At 62.7% G+C, this 16609-nt stretch carries 20 protein-coding genes; 12 read left to right on the top strand and 8 right to left on the bottom strand.

Features of this window, described 5'->3' with window-relative positions:
• Positions 1-284 precede the first annotated feature (284 nt).
• Together LGY53_RS32335 and LGY53_RS32330 are read left to right on the top strand one after the other, a co-directional pair.
• Positions 285-689 (top strand): hypothetical protein, encoded by a 405-nt coding sequence (locus LGY53_RS32335; protein ID WP_225730487.1) that lies wholly within the window; start codon positions 285-287, stop codon positions 687-689.
• Complete coding sequence (locus LGY53_RS32330; protein ID WP_225730486.1) at positions 686-1291, top strand: DUF3558 domain-containing protein; 606 nt, start codon at positions 686-688, stop codon at positions 1289-1291. Before LGY53_RS32335 ends, LGY53_RS32330 begins: the two co-directional genes overlap by 4 nt.
• A gap of 18 nt (positions 1292-1309) precedes the next feature.
• Here the strand turns inward: LGY53_RS32330 and LGY53_RS32325 are convergent, their stop codons facing one another.
• Genes LGY53_RS32325 through LGY53_RS32315 form a run of 3 tightly spaced genes read right to left on the bottom strand, consistent with a single transcriptional unit; the run spans position 1310 to position 5006 of the window.
• The gene (locus LGY53_RS32325; RefSeq protein ID WP_225730485.1) at positions 1310-2107 is read right to left on the bottom strand and encodes a hypothetical protein; all 798 of its coding nucleotides are present in this window, start codon (positions 2105-2107) and stop codon (positions 1310-1312) included.
• Positions 2101-4695 carry a hypothetical protein gene (locus tag LGY53_RS32320; protein WP_225730484.1) on the bottom strand — a complete coding sequence of 865 codons (2595 nt, stop codon included), beginning with the start codon at positions 4693-4695 and terminating at the stop codon, positions 2101-2103. Before LGY53_RS32320 ends, LGY53_RS32325 begins: the two co-directional genes overlap by 7 nt.
• Positions 4695-5006 carry a hypothetical protein gene (locus LGY53_RS32315; RefSeq protein WP_225730483.1) on the bottom strand — a complete coding sequence of 104 codons (312 nt, stop codon included), beginning with the start codon at positions 5004-5006 and terminating at the stop codon, positions 4695-4697. The genes LGY53_RS32320 and LGY53_RS32315 overlap by 1 nt, the downstream gene beginning before the upstream one ends.
• A 324-nt stretch (positions 5007-5330) precedes the next feature.
• Between LGY53_RS32315 and LGY53_RS32310 the strand changes: the two genes are divergently transcribed.
• Both LGY53_RS32310 and LGY53_RS32305 read left to right on the top strand, forming a co-directional pair.
• Positions 5331-7052, top strand: a complete 1722-nt coding sequence (locus tag LGY53_RS32310; protein ID WP_225730482.1) for a hypothetical protein — start codon at positions 5331-5333, stop codon at positions 7050-7052.
• Complete coding sequence (locus LGY53_RS32305; protein WP_225730481.1) at positions 7053-7817, top strand: ESX secretion-associated protein EspG; 765 nt, start codon at positions 7053-7055, stop codon at positions 7815-7817.
• Positions 7818-7859: 42 nt separating this feature from the next.
• Here LGY53_RS32305 and LGY53_RS32300 read toward each other — a convergent pair whose 3' ends face one another.
• From LGY53_RS32300 to LGY53_RS32280, 5 genes are all read right to left on the bottom strand, one after another.
• The gene (locus LGY53_RS32300) at positions 7860-8183 is read right to left on the bottom strand and encodes a hypothetical protein (RefSeq protein WP_225730480.1); all 324 of its coding nucleotides are present in this window, start codon (positions 8181-8183) and stop codon (positions 7860-7862) included.
• A gap of 496 nt (positions 8184-8679) precedes the next feature.
• Positions 8680-8976 carry a hypothetical protein gene (locus tag LGY53_RS32295; protein ID WP_225730479.1) on the bottom strand — a complete coding sequence of 99 codons (297 nt, stop codon included), beginning with the start codon at positions 8974-8976 and terminating at the stop codon, positions 8680-8682.
• Between the two features lie 80 nt (positions 8977-9056).
• A complete protein-coding gene (locus LGY53_RS32290) occupies positions 9057-9335 on the bottom strand; it encodes a hypothetical protein (protein ID WP_225730478.1) in 279 nt (92 codons plus the stop codon).
• Between the two features lie 375 nt (positions 9336-9710).
• Positions 9711-10007 carry a hypothetical protein gene (locus tag LGY53_RS32285; RefSeq protein WP_225730477.1) on the bottom strand — a complete coding sequence of 99 codons (297 nt, stop codon included), beginning with the start codon at positions 10005-10007 and terminating at the stop codon, positions 9711-9713.
• Between the two features lie 505 nt (positions 10008-10512).
• A complete protein-coding gene (locus tag LGY53_RS32280) occupies positions 10513-10698 on the bottom strand; it encodes a hypothetical protein (RefSeq protein ID WP_225730476.1) in 186 nt (61 codons plus the stop codon).
• 280 nt (positions 10699-10978) lie between these two features.
• On the opposite strand from LGY53_RS32280, the gene LGY53_RS32275 reads away from it, so the two are divergent.
• The 8 genes from LGY53_RS32275 (at position 10979) to LGY53_RS32240 (ending at position 16594) form a co-directional block, all read left to right on the top strand.
• The gene (locus LGY53_RS32275; RefSeq protein WP_225730475.1) at positions 10979-11872 is read left to right on the top strand and encodes a helix-turn-helix transcriptional regulator; all 894 of its coding nucleotides are present in this window, start codon (positions 10979-10981) and stop codon (positions 11870-11872) included.
• Complete coding sequence (locus tag LGY53_RS32270) at positions 11869-12075, top strand: DUF397 domain-containing protein (RefSeq protein ID WP_225730474.1); 207 nt, start codon at positions 11869-11871, stop codon at positions 12073-12075. The genes LGY53_RS32275 and LGY53_RS32270 overlap by 4 nt, the downstream gene beginning before the upstream one ends.
• 743 nt (positions 12076-12818) lie before the next feature.
• Positions 12819-14003: a cutinase family protein gene (locus LGY53_RS32265; RefSeq protein ID WP_225730473.1), complete on the top strand. Its 1185-nt coding sequence runs from the start codon at positions 12819-12821 to the stop codon at positions 14001-14003.
• A complete protein-coding gene (locus LGY53_RS32260; protein ID WP_225730472.1) occupies positions 14000-14614 on the top strand; it encodes a DUF6668 family protein in 615 nt (204 codons plus the stop codon). Before LGY53_RS32265 ends, LGY53_RS32260 begins: the two co-directional genes overlap by 4 nt.
• A complete protein-coding gene (locus LGY53_RS32255; RefSeq protein ID WP_225730471.1) occupies positions 14614-14892 on the top strand; it encodes a hypothetical protein in 279 nt (92 codons plus the stop codon). Before LGY53_RS32260 ends, LGY53_RS32255 begins: the two co-directional genes overlap by 1 nt.
• A 15-nt stretch (positions 14893-14907) precedes the next feature.
• Positions 14908-15177 (top strand): hypothetical protein, encoded by a 270-nt coding sequence (locus tag LGY53_RS32250; RefSeq protein ID WP_225730470.1) that lies wholly within the window; start codon positions 14908-14910, stop codon positions 15175-15177.
• Complete coding sequence (locus LGY53_RS32245) at positions 15174-15782, top strand: hypothetical protein (protein WP_225730469.1); 609 nt, start codon at positions 15174-15176, stop codon at positions 15780-15782. Before LGY53_RS32250 ends, LGY53_RS32245 begins: the two co-directional genes overlap by 4 nt.
• Positions 15779-16594, top strand: a complete 816-nt coding sequence (locus LGY53_RS32240; protein ID WP_225730468.1) for a hypothetical protein — start codon at positions 15779-15781, stop codon at positions 16592-16594. The genes LGY53_RS32245 and LGY53_RS32240 overlap by 4 nt, the downstream gene beginning before the upstream one ends.
• Positions 16595-16609 lie beyond the last annotated feature (15 nt).

Genomic DNA, 16609 nt, shown 5'->3' with positions numbered 1-16609 from the left:
TCGGCGAGGCTTGCCGGAGTGGCTCGGTCCGTTGAGGTCGGCTCGGCCGGGCGGCTGGTGTGGGCTTCGACGATGCGCTTGATCCCCGATGGGAACCATCAACCCCGGACCGGCCGAACAGCAGGCCCGGCCGATCTGGGGTTGTCGTGATCGGCTCGGACGATACCCACAGTCCCTCGATATCTTCGGCCTTCGTCGCCGCGCTAGATCTCAGCATTCGCACACGGCGGCAACGAGTTGCGGCAGCTGGTAGCCTTTCGGTCCAGGACTCTTCGGAGGGGGCGATGGTGGAGGCGCAGACAAAGATCGACTACGGCCGGGCCGAGATCGCAGCCTTCAAGCAAGGCGCGGCCAGCGGGCACATTAAGTTCGATCCCCAGGTTGTCGACGATGCTGTCAAGGTGTACGACCGCCTGATCTCTCAGTTGACCTTGGAGCTGAATCAGATTCAGTCGCTCATCGATGTGACAGGTTTCGGAGGCTTCCCGTCCACGCAACAATTAGCACACGGGTTCAACAACAAGGCGAAAGATTTCGCTGGTGTCCTCACACAGTTCATCGAGGGTGCCATGCGCTTACAAGAGGCGTTCCTGATCGCGGGTGGAAAGATAGCCGAGGCCGATGCTAAGAACGCTCAAGCGTTGCAGTTTGTCAGTCAAACTACCGAGACGGAGAACCCTAACCGGTGAGGACCGCGCGAATCGCAATACTTACTGGGCTGACCGTATTCGCAGTCGGCGCCTGTAGTAACAACGCCAAGGAGCCCTTGCCCGAATCGACCACGCCGACAACGACGCATCCGAGCATTGCGGTGACTGTTTCGCCAGCTCCGCAGCAGCGCAACAATTCAGGTCGGCCCGCGGTTACATTTGACCCGTGCATCGACATCGGCGACGCAACAATACAGAAGCTCGGATTCAATCCTGATACGCGCAAACGAAATGATCTGACCGCCGACAGTTACACATTCCTAGGCTGCGATTTCGGGCAGAAAGATCCGGATGGACTCACGGTGAGGTCCCTGGATATCAAGGCCACCAACCTGACGCTGCAAGACTTTCGCGAGCGTAAAACACAGTCCAGCAACAATACGACTGTGGCAGGGCGTGACGCCGTCGTCTATACCCTCGTTGGAGCAACCGCGTCTATTACCTGTTTTATAGCGATGGACTCACCCGTTGGGGTGATTGATCTACAGTTGGATCTCAATCCCACTAAAGCTTCGGGGCGGCCATGCGACCAAGTTCGTGACATCGCTGAGAAGCTGCAACCAGATCTCCCGAAGAAATAGCGCTGTATTTCAGCTCGGCTACCATCCTGGGTATGCGGGCAAGGTTGGTGGAGGATTGTTCACCACGATCGTCACAGTTCCACCCAAGTCCTTCTTCACCTGTGGAAGGTCCGGGATCAGCGATCGCCCCCAGGGTTCGCAGCGCTGCCGGAGTTGCAGGTCTTGGTCGAAGGTGGATGCTTGGAGGTCAATGTGCCAGCCGGTGAACATATTGGCTGTAGGTGCCGACCACGTTGGATCGGTCTGCGTGGATCGATCAGGTGGTGCCGCCGAGGGATGTGAAGATTCGGGCCCAACCTTCTCGAATTTCATGAAAGATGAGCCGCCGGGATTTATATCCTGCTTGTAGCCGCCTTCTTTTATCTGCACTGCGACATTGGAGTACTGATAGCAGGTCTCGGCGATGAATCCAGTCTCTATAGGTTCTATCGCCATAATTCTGAGGTAAGCTGTGCCGAATGCATTTCTGTCGCGATCCGTGTCGTGTGGATATTCTTTCGCGGAGCTGGGAGCGAGCGCCTCCGCGAATCCCGGATAGCTGTGATCGATTCCTGCTGTTGTTGCAACGATCCTGGCTTCCTGAGCGGCTCTGGCAACAATCACCTGTTCGCTGAACAGGTCGAGCCCGGGTTCGGCGGACCACACGACAGTGTTGTGGAGCACCTGAGGTGGCGGTTGATAGCGTGATGGATTCACAGTGCTGGTTGCGGATGTTTCAGGGCTCGGTTGATTGTTGGGTGAACCGCAACCAGTTACCGCGATACCCGAGATTGTGACGACTGTCGCCGCGCACTGACGCCAGCTTTTGCCTACCATTTGTTCGCCACTCCTCTCGGTGTGTCTACGAGAAGAATGTTCGAATACGCTTGGTCGATGCTCCAGTTTGTGCCCGCGGTTCCCTTCAGAATGTTGTAGAGCTTATTCGCACCGGTGTCATGCGCGGCTTCATACGAACTGAAGCGCGCTACCCCACTTTGGTGTAGCGCTTTGTCCGCAAGATCACCTATTCGGGTGTCGCCGTACATGTCTGTAACCTGGGAATACGGCGCAATGACCTTCCCGTTAGCGCCGTCGCGTATGAACTCATACGGCAGGGTATTGATATCCAATCGGCCCTGGTCCACGAGTTGTTGCACCATCGAGTATTTGATGGTGCTGGGCTGTCCAGTGTTGCTGAAATCGACGCCGCGGCTGGCCGGGTCGAGGTCATGGGTGAGTTGGCCGCCGCTGTTGAGGATGTCGGGTTGGATGAGGTAGCCGACGACGTTTACCGCGCCGCCGCTGAGCGCGCTGACTGTCGCCGGTACGCCGGGTACTGGGACGGTGGCCGTGGCCGACAGCGCGGCCTGTACCGCGTTGACGACGGCTGTTTTCCTGGTCAATGCCTCAGCCTGTGCGTCGGACGCGTCGTGATAGCGGCTGGCTGATTCCGCGCTGATGCCCTCGTCGACGAGGGCGTGCAGTCGGCCGGAAAAGTTTCCGAGCGAGTCATGACCAAGGTTGATGCCGCTGGCTTCTTGAGCGGCCCACTGCTTGTCGTATTTGGTCGCTTCAGCCAGGGCGGAGGCGTTGAGGATTGTGCCTGCCTTCGGGTCGGTGTCGAGGACGGAAAACAGTCGGGTCGCTTCGACGGGTGGAAGGTTTCCGTAGCCGAGTGTGCCGGTCAGCTCGGATGGGGCACCGACCATGTTGCCTACGTACGGCGCCAGCCCGCTGGCCATGCCTTGGGCGATGAGCGGGTTGAGTTGGCCGAGTGATTGGCCGTTGTGGTTCATGAAGCTGCTGTAGAGGTTCTCGCCGTTCGCGCCGGAATGGGTGGTCGACAGTAGTTGAGACAACCCATAGGCGGCTTCGCCGGCGCGAGTCGCGCGGTCCACGCTGACCGGGTTGCCGGGGTCGGTGACGACGGCGTCGTCCTTCATCCATGAGAACAATCCGGAGGCGGCTTTGCCTTGGTCTTTCCATCCGTGTTCGAGCAGTGGGGCCACGATCTCGTCGCGGTGGTAGTGATTGGACTGGCCGGGGGTGTCTTTGCCGAACAAGTCCAGGCCCGGCACATCCTTGCCGGTGAGGATCGCGTACGAGGATTCGTGGTTGCGTGAGCCTGCACCAAGGAGGTCCTGCGCGGTCTGCTCCAGCTTGCTGGATTCGAGATAGCTGTTGCTGCCGGGGGTGAGCCGGTCATCGTGATGTTCGAGAATCCACGCCTGGTGTGCTGCCTGGCGGTCCATCTCGACACCGAACCGGGTGCCAGGCTGGTAGCTGTCCGGGGCGTTGTGGACGAATCCGGCGAGCTCACCCAGATCGGACTGATAACGCTTGGTGTCCTCGAATGGCCAGGCGGCCCCGCGTCCGTGGCGGTATCCCTCGGGGACGGATCGGGTATTGGAGTCCGGAGCACCACCGAAATCCGGTCTGGTGCCGATGATTTCACGGATCGCGGGGTTGAGCTTGTCCCAGCTGCCGTGGTCGCCGGTTTTGCGGCCGTTGTTGTCGACGCCCTGAACATGCTCGTTCGACGCCAAGAGCATCGCTCCGGCGAGCGCGCTTCTGGTGTTCTTGGCGTCGGGCGAACCGTCGGCGGACAGTTGGCGGGATACGTCGAGCAGCCCGTCTCGGCCGGATTCTTTCTCCAACGCGGTGAGGTAGTCGAGCGTGGATTGGGGAATCGTCACGTCTTCGCCTCGCTGAAGTTTGCCCAACATATCCGAGGTGACTCCGAGCGCGGCCAAGTGTTGGTCGAGTAATGCTTTCTGCTCGGGCGTGAGGTGCCCGCTGGCGATCGCCTTTCCGTCGGCCTCGCCGTCCTTGCCCGAGACCGCTCGCTCACTGGCCCAGCCAGCGGGGCCTTGTGCTTCGATTCCGCTGCCGAGTTGATCACCCCGGGTATGTATTGCGTCCTTCTTGGCGGTGATGTTCTGGATGACCTCGTTGATCGCGCCGACCAGCGCGTAGTAGTTCGTGTTGACCTGTTGCTGGCGCAGCCAGGCCATGTTTTGGATCTTGGTGCGCTGATCGTCGGTGACGTTGTCGGGGTAGTGCGCCGACACTTCCCATTTGTCGCTGACGGTGAACGTGGCTCCTTGGTAGCTGGCGGCTTCGGTCTCGGTGATCGTGCCGAGCAGGATGCGGCGTTCGTCGGATAGGCGAGTATCTCCGTTTCGGAGCACGGCAGTCAGTTCACGAATCTGGAACGACAGTTTGCGGCCCTCGTCGTGTTCCTCGCCGATGCGGTTGTAGGCGGCGTCGTGGACTTTGCCGACCCATTGGCCGTCGAGGTTCTTGATCTGGTTGCGGGCGCGGTCGAGCTGCTCGGCGTAGGCGGAGTCGTCGGTCTCGATTGTGGTGGCCCAGTCCGACAGTGCCGAGGTGCGCCAGGTTTCGACTTCCTTGCGGGTCGGCATCAGCGGTCCTTTACCCGGAAGGTGAACGTATCCATCTGCTGCGCGAATGTCTCGTCGGTGCTGGCGAGATCGACGGCCGCGGTCGTGACGGCTCGCGAGATGGAGCTGAATCGGTCCCCGACTTTGCGCCACGCGTATTCGGCGGATTCGCCCGCCTGATCGCAGGTATCGCCGATCTTGCAGCCCGGCAACGCGGACTGGATGTCGGTGACCCCGGAGCGGACCTGGATACGCCCCATCGCCTGTCCGGCATCGGTCAAGACGCTGGCCAGCTTGTTCAGCTGATCGATGTCGGCTTTCAACAACGCCACGGTAGATCCCCCTCGCAGAACGACGATGCCTCGCACGAGCTTGCCTAGACCATAATCCGGGCGCAACAGGCAACGCCACTCACCGCGGTTAGGGCCACCTGCCGCCTGGATCAGGTAAACCGTTGTCGAGCAACACTATTCGACCGGCGGAATGTTGTTCGCCCAGGTCTGTTGGACGGGGCGGCGTGCTAGGCTCGGGCCACCGATCGTTAAGGGGGAGATGGGTATGGTCACCGGTCACCACCGCATCACCGCCCTCGCTGGCGGGGCCGCACAACTGTCCGGGACGACAGCAGATCCGCGCGGTACCGGGAGGTCGCGCTGATGGGCGACAACCAGGGCGAACAGAGCCCGTCGCTGGTGCCCGGTCTGCTCGGCGATCCCGTCGGCGCTGTCACACAGAAAGCTGTCGCGTCCAAGCAGAACGCGCACAAGAACGACGAGCAGCTTGCACGCGGCGGCGTCGATCCGGCGTACGTGACGAACCAGGAGCCGCCGCCGGAAACAATGACCCACCAGCAGATCTACGACGCAGCCCATGGGATCGACAAAGAGGCACTGTGGAAGCTGGTGACCACCTGGGCCAAGTCCTCGGTCTCGATCACCAGTCTGTTCCAAATGCACCGGATCGGTATCGAGCGTGCCCTACAAGGCCGATGGGAAGGTGCCAGCAGCGACGCAGCGCAGCAGGCCATCACTCGGTTCGCCCGCGCCGGGGAACAGATCGGTGACGTCGGTCAGTCGGTGGGCATGCGGCTGGACTCGATGTACTACGCCGCCTCCGCGCTGGCTGTGGCGGTGCCACCGCCAGCGACGGCGACCGCGCCGAATCCCGACAATCCAAGCGACTCGGTCCTGCCCGGATTGACCAGCGGGGAGAAGGATCGCGCCGACACTACCGCTGCCCTGGCCGCCCGCAACCAAGCTATCGACGCGGTCAACCGCATCTACCTGCCGATCTTCCCGCCAGCAGGTGAAAACGTGCCAGCCCTCAATCCACCACCGAATGTGGGCTCCGGAGATCCGAGCACGGACACCGGAAGCCCCTATACCCAGACCGGCTACCCCACCGGAACAGGGACCGACGCCCACAGCAAGCAACCCGGTGATCCGTCCGCACCGGGCCAGCAAGATCCGAACACGCCTGCCCGCACTGACCCGGCAAGCACATCGACGCCAACCTCGCCGTCGAGCACTGCCAACCCGGTGGAAACCGGAAAACTAGATACCGCCCCGACCAGCACACCAGGGCCGACCAACACATCGACGACGCCGACCAGCGTCACCACCGGCCCGGGTGACCGCCCTATCCGTCGCGACGGCCCGAACGATCGCGGCCCAAGGATCGGCGACCGCGACCAGCCGGGCCTTCGACCTGGAACCGACCGGCCGGGCTCGCCGCTCATCGGTCAACCCGGACAACCTGGTCAACCGGTCCAACCCGGCGCTCCAGTTGGCGCGAACGCTGCCGCAGCAGCACGCGCTGCCGGGGCGAGTACGTCCCGATCGACGAGTCCGATGGCACCGGGCGCGCCTGGTCGCCGCAAAGACGACGACGAACGGACCCGCGGCGTCCCGGATTACCTCAAGCGCGTGCAGCCCGAACTCGCCGACCTACCGCCCATGCTGGAGGGGGCCATCGGCGGCGACCACGCGACGTGGCAGCCCGAGTCCGAGACCAGGGTCTCCTGGGACAGTGCATACACCGATGTACAGCCGAGCTCAGCGAGGTCCGGGGAGGTCGCCGCCCCGAGGCCACGAACTCCTTTGGAGGAGCCCGGAATTCGATACGACGACTCGTTGCCCTCGAAGCCATCCATGCAGAGTGGTTCCGCAACGGCATTACAAGCGCCCGTCACGGGGGGACACGCACCCGCCGCGACCGCTCCCGAATCTTCCCGTAACCGAGGCCCGGCATCACCAACAGGCTCAACCGAAACGGAAGCCACAGCGACCTCGAATGAAGACAAGAAGCCGAAGACAGTGACGTTCACCGCCCGGGGCCCGGTGATGGACGACGAACCGCATCAGGAGACGCGCCGCTGAATGCAGACACAACGGGTATGGGATTTCAGCGTCGACGAATTTGCCTGGGTATGGGCCGAGACCGGATTGGCAGGCGAATACCCGTACCCGATCAGCATCATTGAAACCGCCGCTCCGCCAACCGAATACGCACGTAGACGCGCGGAGATCAGCACCCGATACCCGCATCGCGGCGACCCCGATCTCACCTGGCCGCTGCGAGTGCTGGCGAAACCTGATCTGCGGCTGATCTGCACCGGCAAGTTCTACGGGTCGGTTAAACGTGTGCGATCACTGGCCGCCGCACACGCCGATCTCGGTGTCATCCTCTTCCAAAAGTCGGGCACCACAGCCGACTTCGGTGGCGATATCAAACTCGTTGTCACACAACGCCACAACCTCGGCAAGCACATCGCCGCCACCATGCCCACCGCGACACCCGGGGCGGCCGGGCGGCTGATCGGCCACACCCCACGAGTACGCGGCGAGCAACCACCAGCCTCGTGGAAGGCAAGCGTCGACGGTCTCGACCCTGTCGAAGAACGCATCCGAAGGCTCCTGCGGGCACCACGTACCGCCGAGGGACATCTGTGCATCGAGCGCTACCTACACGACCGCAATCCGCACCCGGCGACGTACCTGAATTGGATCGACATCCGCCCCGACCATCCCGCAGGCGGCCGATACCTGATCTCGGTGGACGACAACGACACCGTGGTCACACCGGCGACCGAAGATGTGATCGCAACAGAACTGCGACATCGAGCCGAACTCGACAGGCTTTGAAACACCTTCTGCCGCAGCAGGTGTCGTGATGTGATCGTAGCTTCACATATCCTCATCCGGCAGCTCATCCACCCATACGATCGCTTCGTCGTGGACGCATTGCCACAGCAGCATGCGCGGCGGATCAGAGTCGGGATGCAGTCTGTAACCAGCCTCTTCGGCGGCGGCGATCATCTTGCGAACCCGCTCGTCAAGGCCCGAATCATCAATCGACCGGTCCGCCGTTTCGCTGCGGGTCGCGCCGGGATCGATCGGCCGGATACGGTTGATCAGTTCGCCGAGGTGAAATCGCTCGAGGGCAGCGATGATCACTGCCGCCAGTCGGCTTGTGCGGAATCTGATGCGATGCAACAGGTTACAGATCACCGAGAGTGTCCTTGGGGTGTGCAGGGTTTGGGTTGGGGACCTCCGGGGATGTCGATCGCCTAGTTGTGATCCCCGGAGGTCCCCGGTCTCGTGCGGGCCGGGATATCACCCCGCGCGAGAAGAATTAGCTCGCACCCGGCGGGCGATCGAGCATCGAGCCGCCCGATCGGGGTCGCGCTGTGGATATCCGAAAATGTCTGTGTTGCAACGATTTATGGTTGCCGACCGGGTCTTGTTTGGGTTTACCGTGGTGCTGTGCGCCCCGTCTTGTCCGGTCCAACACCGGCCATTGGCTGTCACGGCGTCAACCGGCGGATTTCGGCGATAATGTTCTGGATGCCCCGAGCGTTCGGCCAATTCCTTGCCAAGTTCACAATCGTCCCGGTCGCGGGATTCTTGAACCTCCATCGGCCGCCGCGTGTTTGACCGACGTAGTGCCAGCCGAGGTTGACCGCTAGTCGGATATCGGGCCGGTCCATGTCGTATCGGCGGCGCGTCATCGACGTTGAGTCCGAAGCTGCAGGTCGCGGTACAACGCTGCGATCTGGTGGTGTGCCACCGACACCGGCGCGTCTGGCTGGTCCGACCACATGATCAGCGGGTACATACCCTGTGCTCGGGCCTCCGAGATGCGCGACACGTACTCCATCACGATGTCGTGATGGAGATCGAATGCGTTCTTGTCCTGCGCGCACGCCCGGCACATGACCATCCAGGCACGGAACTCCTCGGCGTCTCCGGGCAATCCAAACCGCCGCCGCACGCCGTCGAAATACGTGAGCACAGCTGCCAATTCACAGGGTTCCATCGACCCGCCTCTCTATCTAAAATGACTGTGTAGCAACGAGTTATGGCCGTTCAGGGCTGATGGGCCTATGTGTCCCGGCTCGGCCCGTCCGGGCCCAGAATTGCCCGCAGCTGCATCTGGCCCGTCTCGGTCACTCGATAGCGGTAGCGGGGCATTCGTTCGGTGTATGCCACCGTCTCGTCGTGGCGCGCCCTGAGCACCCACGGGCCGTCCCATTCGCCGGTCAGCGCTCCGATATCACACAGGCGCTTCATCATGCGACGGGTCGCGCGGGGATGGACCGGCCGGACCATGTCCACCAGTTCATCGTCGTAGTGAAATCGCTCCGGTGCCGCCATGATCACAGCCGCCAACCGTCGTCTACGACTGCGAAATCTAATGCGGCGCAAGAGCTTATGAAGCAATAACACGGTGCGCGCCTCTTTCGTCGAGTGGGAATGGGTGAGGGTGATACCGGCGTGGGAGCGAACGGGCGTCGGGATTCTCATCGCGCCCGGTGTCGGCCAGCCGACTTGCGATACCGCGCACGAGATTTCGTGATCGCGGTCCGTCCCGTCCCGTGCCGCCGACCACCCGGCGCAGTGGGAGGCAGGTGGATGCCGACCGCGTAATGGACGACGACGAAAAGGCATGGGAGGGCGGCGAGGTATGCGGCCCACCACTGAACAAACCAAGACATCAGACGAACTCCTGGCGCGCGATCAAGGATTGATCTCGTTTCAACTGGTCAGCGTCATCTCAAGCAGCCGATCGAACACGTTGACGCCTTCGGGCACGTCCACCCAGCCGAGGATGGCGTCAAGAATCGGAGCACTCACTAAATGCAATGTGCCACACGACATTTGAGTAGCACTGGCGATCACCTCGTAGATCACCCTCGCGTAGATCTGCGAACGAGGGGCCGCGACCTTGCCCCCGCGCTGTTCCCAGTGGCGAAGGCGTGCCTCGACTGTGTCGATCACGTCTCGAATCGCGCGGATCTCCGTCTCGGCCATGGCCAACTCGTCGGCGTCCATGATCAATACCTTCCGGACAATCGATTTCTGGATGAATCCGAACCGGTTTCCCTGCCCACCGCCGCGAGGCTCGGATACGAAAGGGCAGGAAGCTATTTCGGCTATTGCGGGGCACCCCTGCTGCATCAACCCCGGACGCGGAAAGGGGGTTGAATCAAGGGGTGCCCCTCTACCCCTCCGGCGGCTGGACGGGGGCCGGAGGGAAGTTCGAAGCGGTCACATCACCCAACGGTGCGCCGGCCAGCCCAGGGGGTTGGGTTGCATAGACGGGGCATCCCACCCAGGTGGCCAATGTCGAGTCGGTATCCGGAAAGTTAGCCCCCGCCGTTCGCGTTCCCGCAACAGCCACCACCGCATACCGCACGTATATTGCGTTGTTCCGCCTTCGGTTTCGACGCAATCCCAGTGCCCGGAAAGCCACACCTCGACCTCAGCATCGAAAAGTGGCTGCTTCAGAATCGGCGGAACATGATTGCGTTTGCTCAACCCCACGTTATCGGGCATGTCAGTATCCGAGCTTGTTCCAGGCAAAACCGTCTCTGGGCTGAAGTTCACCAATTCTGAGCAAGTAGAGCTTGGATTGCAGCTTTGCCGTGCAGCTGATGACCAGGCATTCATGGTGCAGATCAAGAAGATGGTTGGCGTGCTCGGGGTTCTGCGGCAACTCGTTGTGATCGATCGTGCCGGGCATGGTGCACCTCGGATCGGATGAGGGTTTTGGGTCACCCAGCGATCGGGGCGGTGCACAATGGTGGCTCTACTCTGCGGGGGTAGAAGTCTCCCTGTGTCCCGGTCTTCCCGATCGCTGAGCTTGGTCTCAGGTCTACGCCGATTGCCCAAAATGTGGAAGTTCCATATCGGTGTTAACGCATCGTTCGTGCCATACTGCACTTACGGAGCGGTTCGGATCGGCACCTTCCGGATCAAGGGGTTCCGCAAACCCGTACACAGCGATTAGTGAGGCTAATAAAATGGCCGTATCTAGCTCCACCCTCGCGCGCAGGGCGCTGGGGCGTCAGATGCATATGCTTCGCGAACGTGCCAAGATTCGGCAGGCTGAGGCGGCGCGGATTATCGGTGTGTCGGCGCAAAGTATCGGACGTCTGGAGGATGGCCAGACCACGAGACCGAATGATCTTTTCTTGAACGTCCTGTGCGACGCCTACAAGGCCGACGACAACGAGCGCCGGATTGTTCTCGCCCTGGCGCATGAGGTTCGAACCACTCACAAGCATGGTGGCGGTTGGTGGCGGGCCTACGCGAATGCTCAGATGGCGACCGGTTTCGATCATTACCTGTCGCTGGAGGCATCGGCGTGCCGTCTGACGATCTGGGCGACGAATCTCGTGCCGGGTCTGCTTCAGACTCCGAACTACCGGCGAGCTATCGCGTGGTCGGAAATCCCCCCGCTTCCCCCAGAAGCAGTAGAGCAGCGCATCGAAGTTATGACGAGACGTCAAGAGCGCCTGGAGGATTCGGAGCTTACCGTTGTTGCGCTGCTGTCCGAGGCGGTATTGCGCGAGCAGGTTGGAGGGGCCACCGCGATGGCCGAGCAAGCCCGTCACCTTCTGAAAGTGGCTGAGCGAGAAAACATTACGATCCTAATCGTTCCGTTCAGCGCGCCGCGCCACTTGGGACCTCTGATCGGATCGTTCAGCTTCCTGGAGTTTCCGGAGTTACCTCAATCCAAGCTGCCCGAGCCTCCCATTGTGTACGTGGAGGAGTACATCGGAGATCTCTACCTGGAGTTGGATGATGAGGTCAGCCGTTACAAGGATGCATTGGCCGAGATCCCGCGTGTAGCGTTGTCCGCAGTGGAGTCCAAGAACGTGATCTTGGAAGCAGCAGAGGAGTATGCCGCGTGAGCATTGATCTGTCCGGGGCCAAGTGGTTCAAGTCCAGCCGCAGTTCGGGCAAAGACACGTGCGTGGAAGTGGCCTACCTGGACGGAGGCGTGGTCGGAGTGCGGGACTCGAAGAACCCCACGGGGCCTGCGCTGGTCTTCGCGCCCGCCGAGTGGGACGCGTTCCTCGCCGGTGCCCGCGATGGTGAGTTCGACCGGCCGTAGGTGCATGACAGCAGAAGAGCCCGGATGATCATCAGGAATCATTCGGGCTCTTTGCTGTGCGGGCTATGCCGATCCTCCCGAATTAGTGGTCAGGCTCTGGTCTGACCACCTGTTTGGTAGGTATGAGCTCACCCGCCAAAATTTTTGTTGCGCTCGTCACAGCAGCGGGTATAACCTGGCTCGTACCCCGCGCGGGCACACTCTCAGCTAATACAAGCTGGAGATAGCCTCGACGGGAAAGTAGGACCCGCTCCATGACGTAGCGGTTTAGCCGAACGTTGGAGCGTTTGCCGGGCGCCTGTGATGACAGAACCCGAAGGCGCGACCACTTCCTTTGTCATGGAACGTGTTTCGCGCGTCATCTTCCATCAATCCATCTGAGCGATCCCTGCCCAGGGCAGGTGCGGCAGATCCGTTGCTGCACCCTGCTTGGCGATGTCACGTCCGCGTGCACCGCCGTGCCCTCTTCGTTTTGACGGGATCCGTTGTGGGAGGGAGGCGTTCAAATGACGAGCTGTTTCACTGAGCGGCGGAAAGTTCTGATGCCGCGCATGTTGTCTGCGGTAGCCGTGTCAGCGCTTGCGGTTGCCAGCGTGGGCGGGATGGCCTCGGCGCAACCGCCGGATTCGCGAGCGTGCATGCCATTGTTCGTAGTGGGTGTGCAAGGAACCGGGGAATCGGCGCCGGATGCTGATCCGCACACCGATTCCGGGTTCCTCGGGGATGCCGTGTTGGGGCCGTTGATGGTTCGAGCGTCGGGCAAGGTCGACCGCGCCTACGTTCCATACCAGGCGGCGTTCGGCGGCGTGAACGGCGGTGCGGCCGTTCCCTATTCGGAGTCGGTCGCCGGTGGAATCGAGCGCACCCGGCAGATGGTGCGCGACGAGGCCGCGCGCTGCCCGAACACCGCGTTCGCGATTGTCGGGTATTCGCAGGGTTCGCACGTGGCCTCGATGTTCGTACAGGAAGTCGGTCAGGGCCACGGCGTAGTGCCCGCTGAGAAGATCGCTGCGGCAGCACTTTTCGCGGACCCGACACGGAATCCGAACGCGCCGTTGTTTCCCGGTGCGCCCGGTCGTGATCGCCCTGAGCCAGCGCCGGGGACAGCCGGGGATGCGGTGCGAGCATTGCCTGCGCTGCCGCAGCCCACGGCAACCGGTGGTGGGATTGGTCCGCAGCGCGATGTGGCAACGGATTTCGGTGCGTTGACCGGTCGGGTGGCGTCGTGGTGCACCGTGGGTGATCTGGCCTGCGATGCGCCGTCGGGTGCGCCGATCCTGCGCGTCGTGACCAACATCGTCGGGCAGTCGGATCTGCATGATCCGCTGACGGCGTTGCGGTCGGTGTCGGAAGCATTGGCGTTCACCGCATTCAAGACGACGGTCAATGTGGTCGACCAAGACGTATCCGGGACGTCGTTGGCGAGTTTGTCGCTGAATCCTCGAGAGTCGTTGTCCCAGCGGATGGCTGAGGCGTCCGATCCGCGGACCGCGGTGGATCCGTCCGCGGTGATCCGGGCGTTGTTCAAGGTGGCGACAATCGGGTTGAACGCCGTGAGCACGGTGGCGAGATCGGTTCTGACGCCGGGGAATATCGCGGAGATGGTCTCGGCGGGCATGGTGAACCCGGCGGCCGGGTTGGCGGTGTTGGGCGCGAAGGTCGCGGCGGCAGTGACCGAGCTGATTCCGCCCGCGACGACAAGTCGGCTTGTGCAGCAGGCTTTTACCGCGATCGAGCAAAACGCGTTGGATAACAAGGATCTGCTTGATCTGGCGACGTGGTCGAAGTTCAGCAACACTATTTCCGCGCACATGTCGTATCAGACGACGCCGGTCGCGGCTGGTGCGACCGCGGCGTCAGCGACGGTTGATTGGCTGGTCGCCCTTGCCGAGGACCTCGCTGCGGCGCATTCGGGCGGTGCGCGATGAGGGCCGCGGGTCTGCTGCATCGAGGGCTGCCGCCACGGGCGGTTGTCGCTCCGCCGACGGATCGCCGTGCTCCGATCTGGCAGGGTGCCTGCCCGATCGCGACGGTAACCGGTGGTGTGCCGAGGTTTTGGTTGCTGGGTGCGCACGGTGGTGCGGGAGTTTCGACGCTGGCCCGGTTGTGGCCGCATTCGGCGGACTGTGGTCGTTTCTGGCCGCGACCGGAGCCGGGTGAGGCGCGGTTCGTGGTGTTGGTGGCCCGGGAAACCGTGACCGGGTTGGCTGCGGCGGATGCGTTGCTGCGCCAGCACTATGCGGGGCTGGCCGGCGCCAGCCGCATCGTCGGTCTGGTCACCGTGGCAGCGCGGCCCGGTCGAACCTCGGCGGTGATCCGCCGGGATCTGACCCTCTACAGCTCTCTGGTCGAACGCTGGTGGCGCGTCCGCTGGCACGAGCCGTTCATCCAGCAACCACTGTCCGCCCTGCCCTGTGGCGGAACCACCGAAGCCGAATCGTCCGCGGTGCCACGTGATATCGCGCGTGCGGGCCGCGAGTTGGAGGCGGTGGTCGAGCAGTTGACCGCCGACACCCGCACCGAGGGAAGAGGTTTGTGATGCACACGATTGTGTTGGCCAGTATTGCCGCGATCGATCAGATCACTGCCGATACCCCTCCGGGATCGGAGAAGTTGATCCTGCTGGTGCGGTGGCTGTTGTGGGGTGTGATGCTCGCCGGTGTTGCCGGAATCATCTACGCGGGTGGCCGATTCGCGTGGGAGAAGTGGAACGGCGGCGCGCTGGAGTCACCCAAGATCGTGGTGTGCGCGCTGATCGGCGGCATCGTCGCCACTTCGGCATCGACGTTGATCAACACCGTGGTTCTGACCACGTAGGCGCGGGTGATTGTCATGTCCGCCAAGGTATTCGGTGCCGCTCAGCCACTGCCGAGCGATGTGGCCGCCTCGTTCACGCAGCTGCTGTCGTGGTTGCTGTGGGGTTGCGAGCTGGTGTTGCTAGCCATGATGATCTCCTGCGGAGCTCGGTTGTGGCTGGAACGACGGCAACCGGAGATCCAGGGCCGCCACACCAGCACCGCCATCGTGGTCACGCTGATCTGCGCCGCGGTCTGCTCGGTAGCGCTCCCCATCGCCGCGACGGCCGTCGGGAGCCAATCATGAAAACCATTGCGGTAGCGCTGGTATTCGGCGGAATTCTGGTGATGGTCGGCTGCGGGCGGTCCGGGGAAGGCGGGACACCGGACATTGATGTCGCCGCGCCGCCGACGGGTCTGCACTGGGTCGACTATCAGGGCATCGGTATTCCGGTCGCCGATCAAGGTCCGCGAGCCTATTCGGCCACGGTGGCGACGGGGTTCGCGGACAGCCCGGCCGGTGCTGGATTAGCGGCGATCGTGCACACCGTCCGGATGTCGGTCGCGCCCGACCGGACCTGGTCGCAGATCGCCGCCAGCGAACTCGCCCCAGGACCAGGCAAGGACATGTGGGTGGCAGCGCGCACGTTGGTGTCGATCACCAAGCCCGCCGAGCGAGCAACCGCGCCAACGATTCTCGGCTACCGAATCACCGACTACATGCCCAAGACCCGGGCTGCGGTCACCACCTATAGCCGTTACCCGGACACCTCGCTGGCCGCCACCCACGCCTCGGTGGTGTGGCTGGGCCAGGACTGGCTCCTGGAGTTACCCGACCCGGCCTCGACGCACCCCACGGTCGAGTCCATCACCGAAATCCCGCCCAGCGCCGTGAGATTGGAGTCTCGATGAATACCTCGCAAGGCAAGATCGTCCGCTCCAAAACCGTCGTAATCGCCGTCGCCGTTGTCGCCGTCGGAGCCGTTGCCGTCGTCGCCTACGAACACGGCGGCACTCGCGACAGCTCCTCCGGATCGACAACCTCCGCGACGCCGGACCGAACTGGTGAGACCGGTGACGGGTTCGGCACGCCGGTCACCGACGTGTATGGCCGCCGGGTGGATGTTCCCCGCGCCGATGCCGGACAGCCACTGCCGCAGACCGACGCACCCATTGGGGAGTCGGATCCGCTGTGGTTGACCGCGGCACCGTCGGGAATGAACGGGCGCGGCGGCTGGCAGCGGGTTCACGGAGCTTCGGTGCCGTTCTCCACCTCGGACGGCCCGGCTCGCATCGTGAACGGTATGGCCGCCGGATATGCGCATACGCCGCGCGGGGGGGCGCTGGCGGCGGTCTACATCACCCACCAGTTAGCGGTGCGTCCGGCCGATCCCGCGGTGGTCGCCCGGGTCAATTACAGCCCGGAAGGGGTCAATCTGTATCGGGAGCGGGTGGCCGCCGGGAAACTGCCGATGCAACAGCCCGAGGAGGTGACCCGCTGGATCACCGCGCCGGATGCCTACCAGATCGTGTCGTGGTCACCTGACCTGTGCGTCCTGACCGTTGCCACGCGCCGGAAGATGGGCACCCCGGCTCAGGCACCGACATGGACCGCTGCCCGCTACTCCGTCGTCTGGACCGGCGGCGACTGGAATCTGTTGCCCAACAGCGAGATCGGCGGACCTCGCGAGATCTCCTCGATCCTCGGGTGGACACCATGGTGACAGCAGTGAACTCCC

Source organism: Nocardia sp. JCM 34519.1 (assembly GCF_020361265.1).
GTDB classification, from domain to species: domain Bacteria; phylum Actinomycetota; class Actinomycetes; order Mycobacteriales; family Mycobacteriaceae; genus Nocardia; species Nocardia arthritidis_A.
The sequence above is the reverse complement of the archived record's forward strand: the minus strand, read 5'-3'. Positions and strand labels throughout refer to the sequence as shown.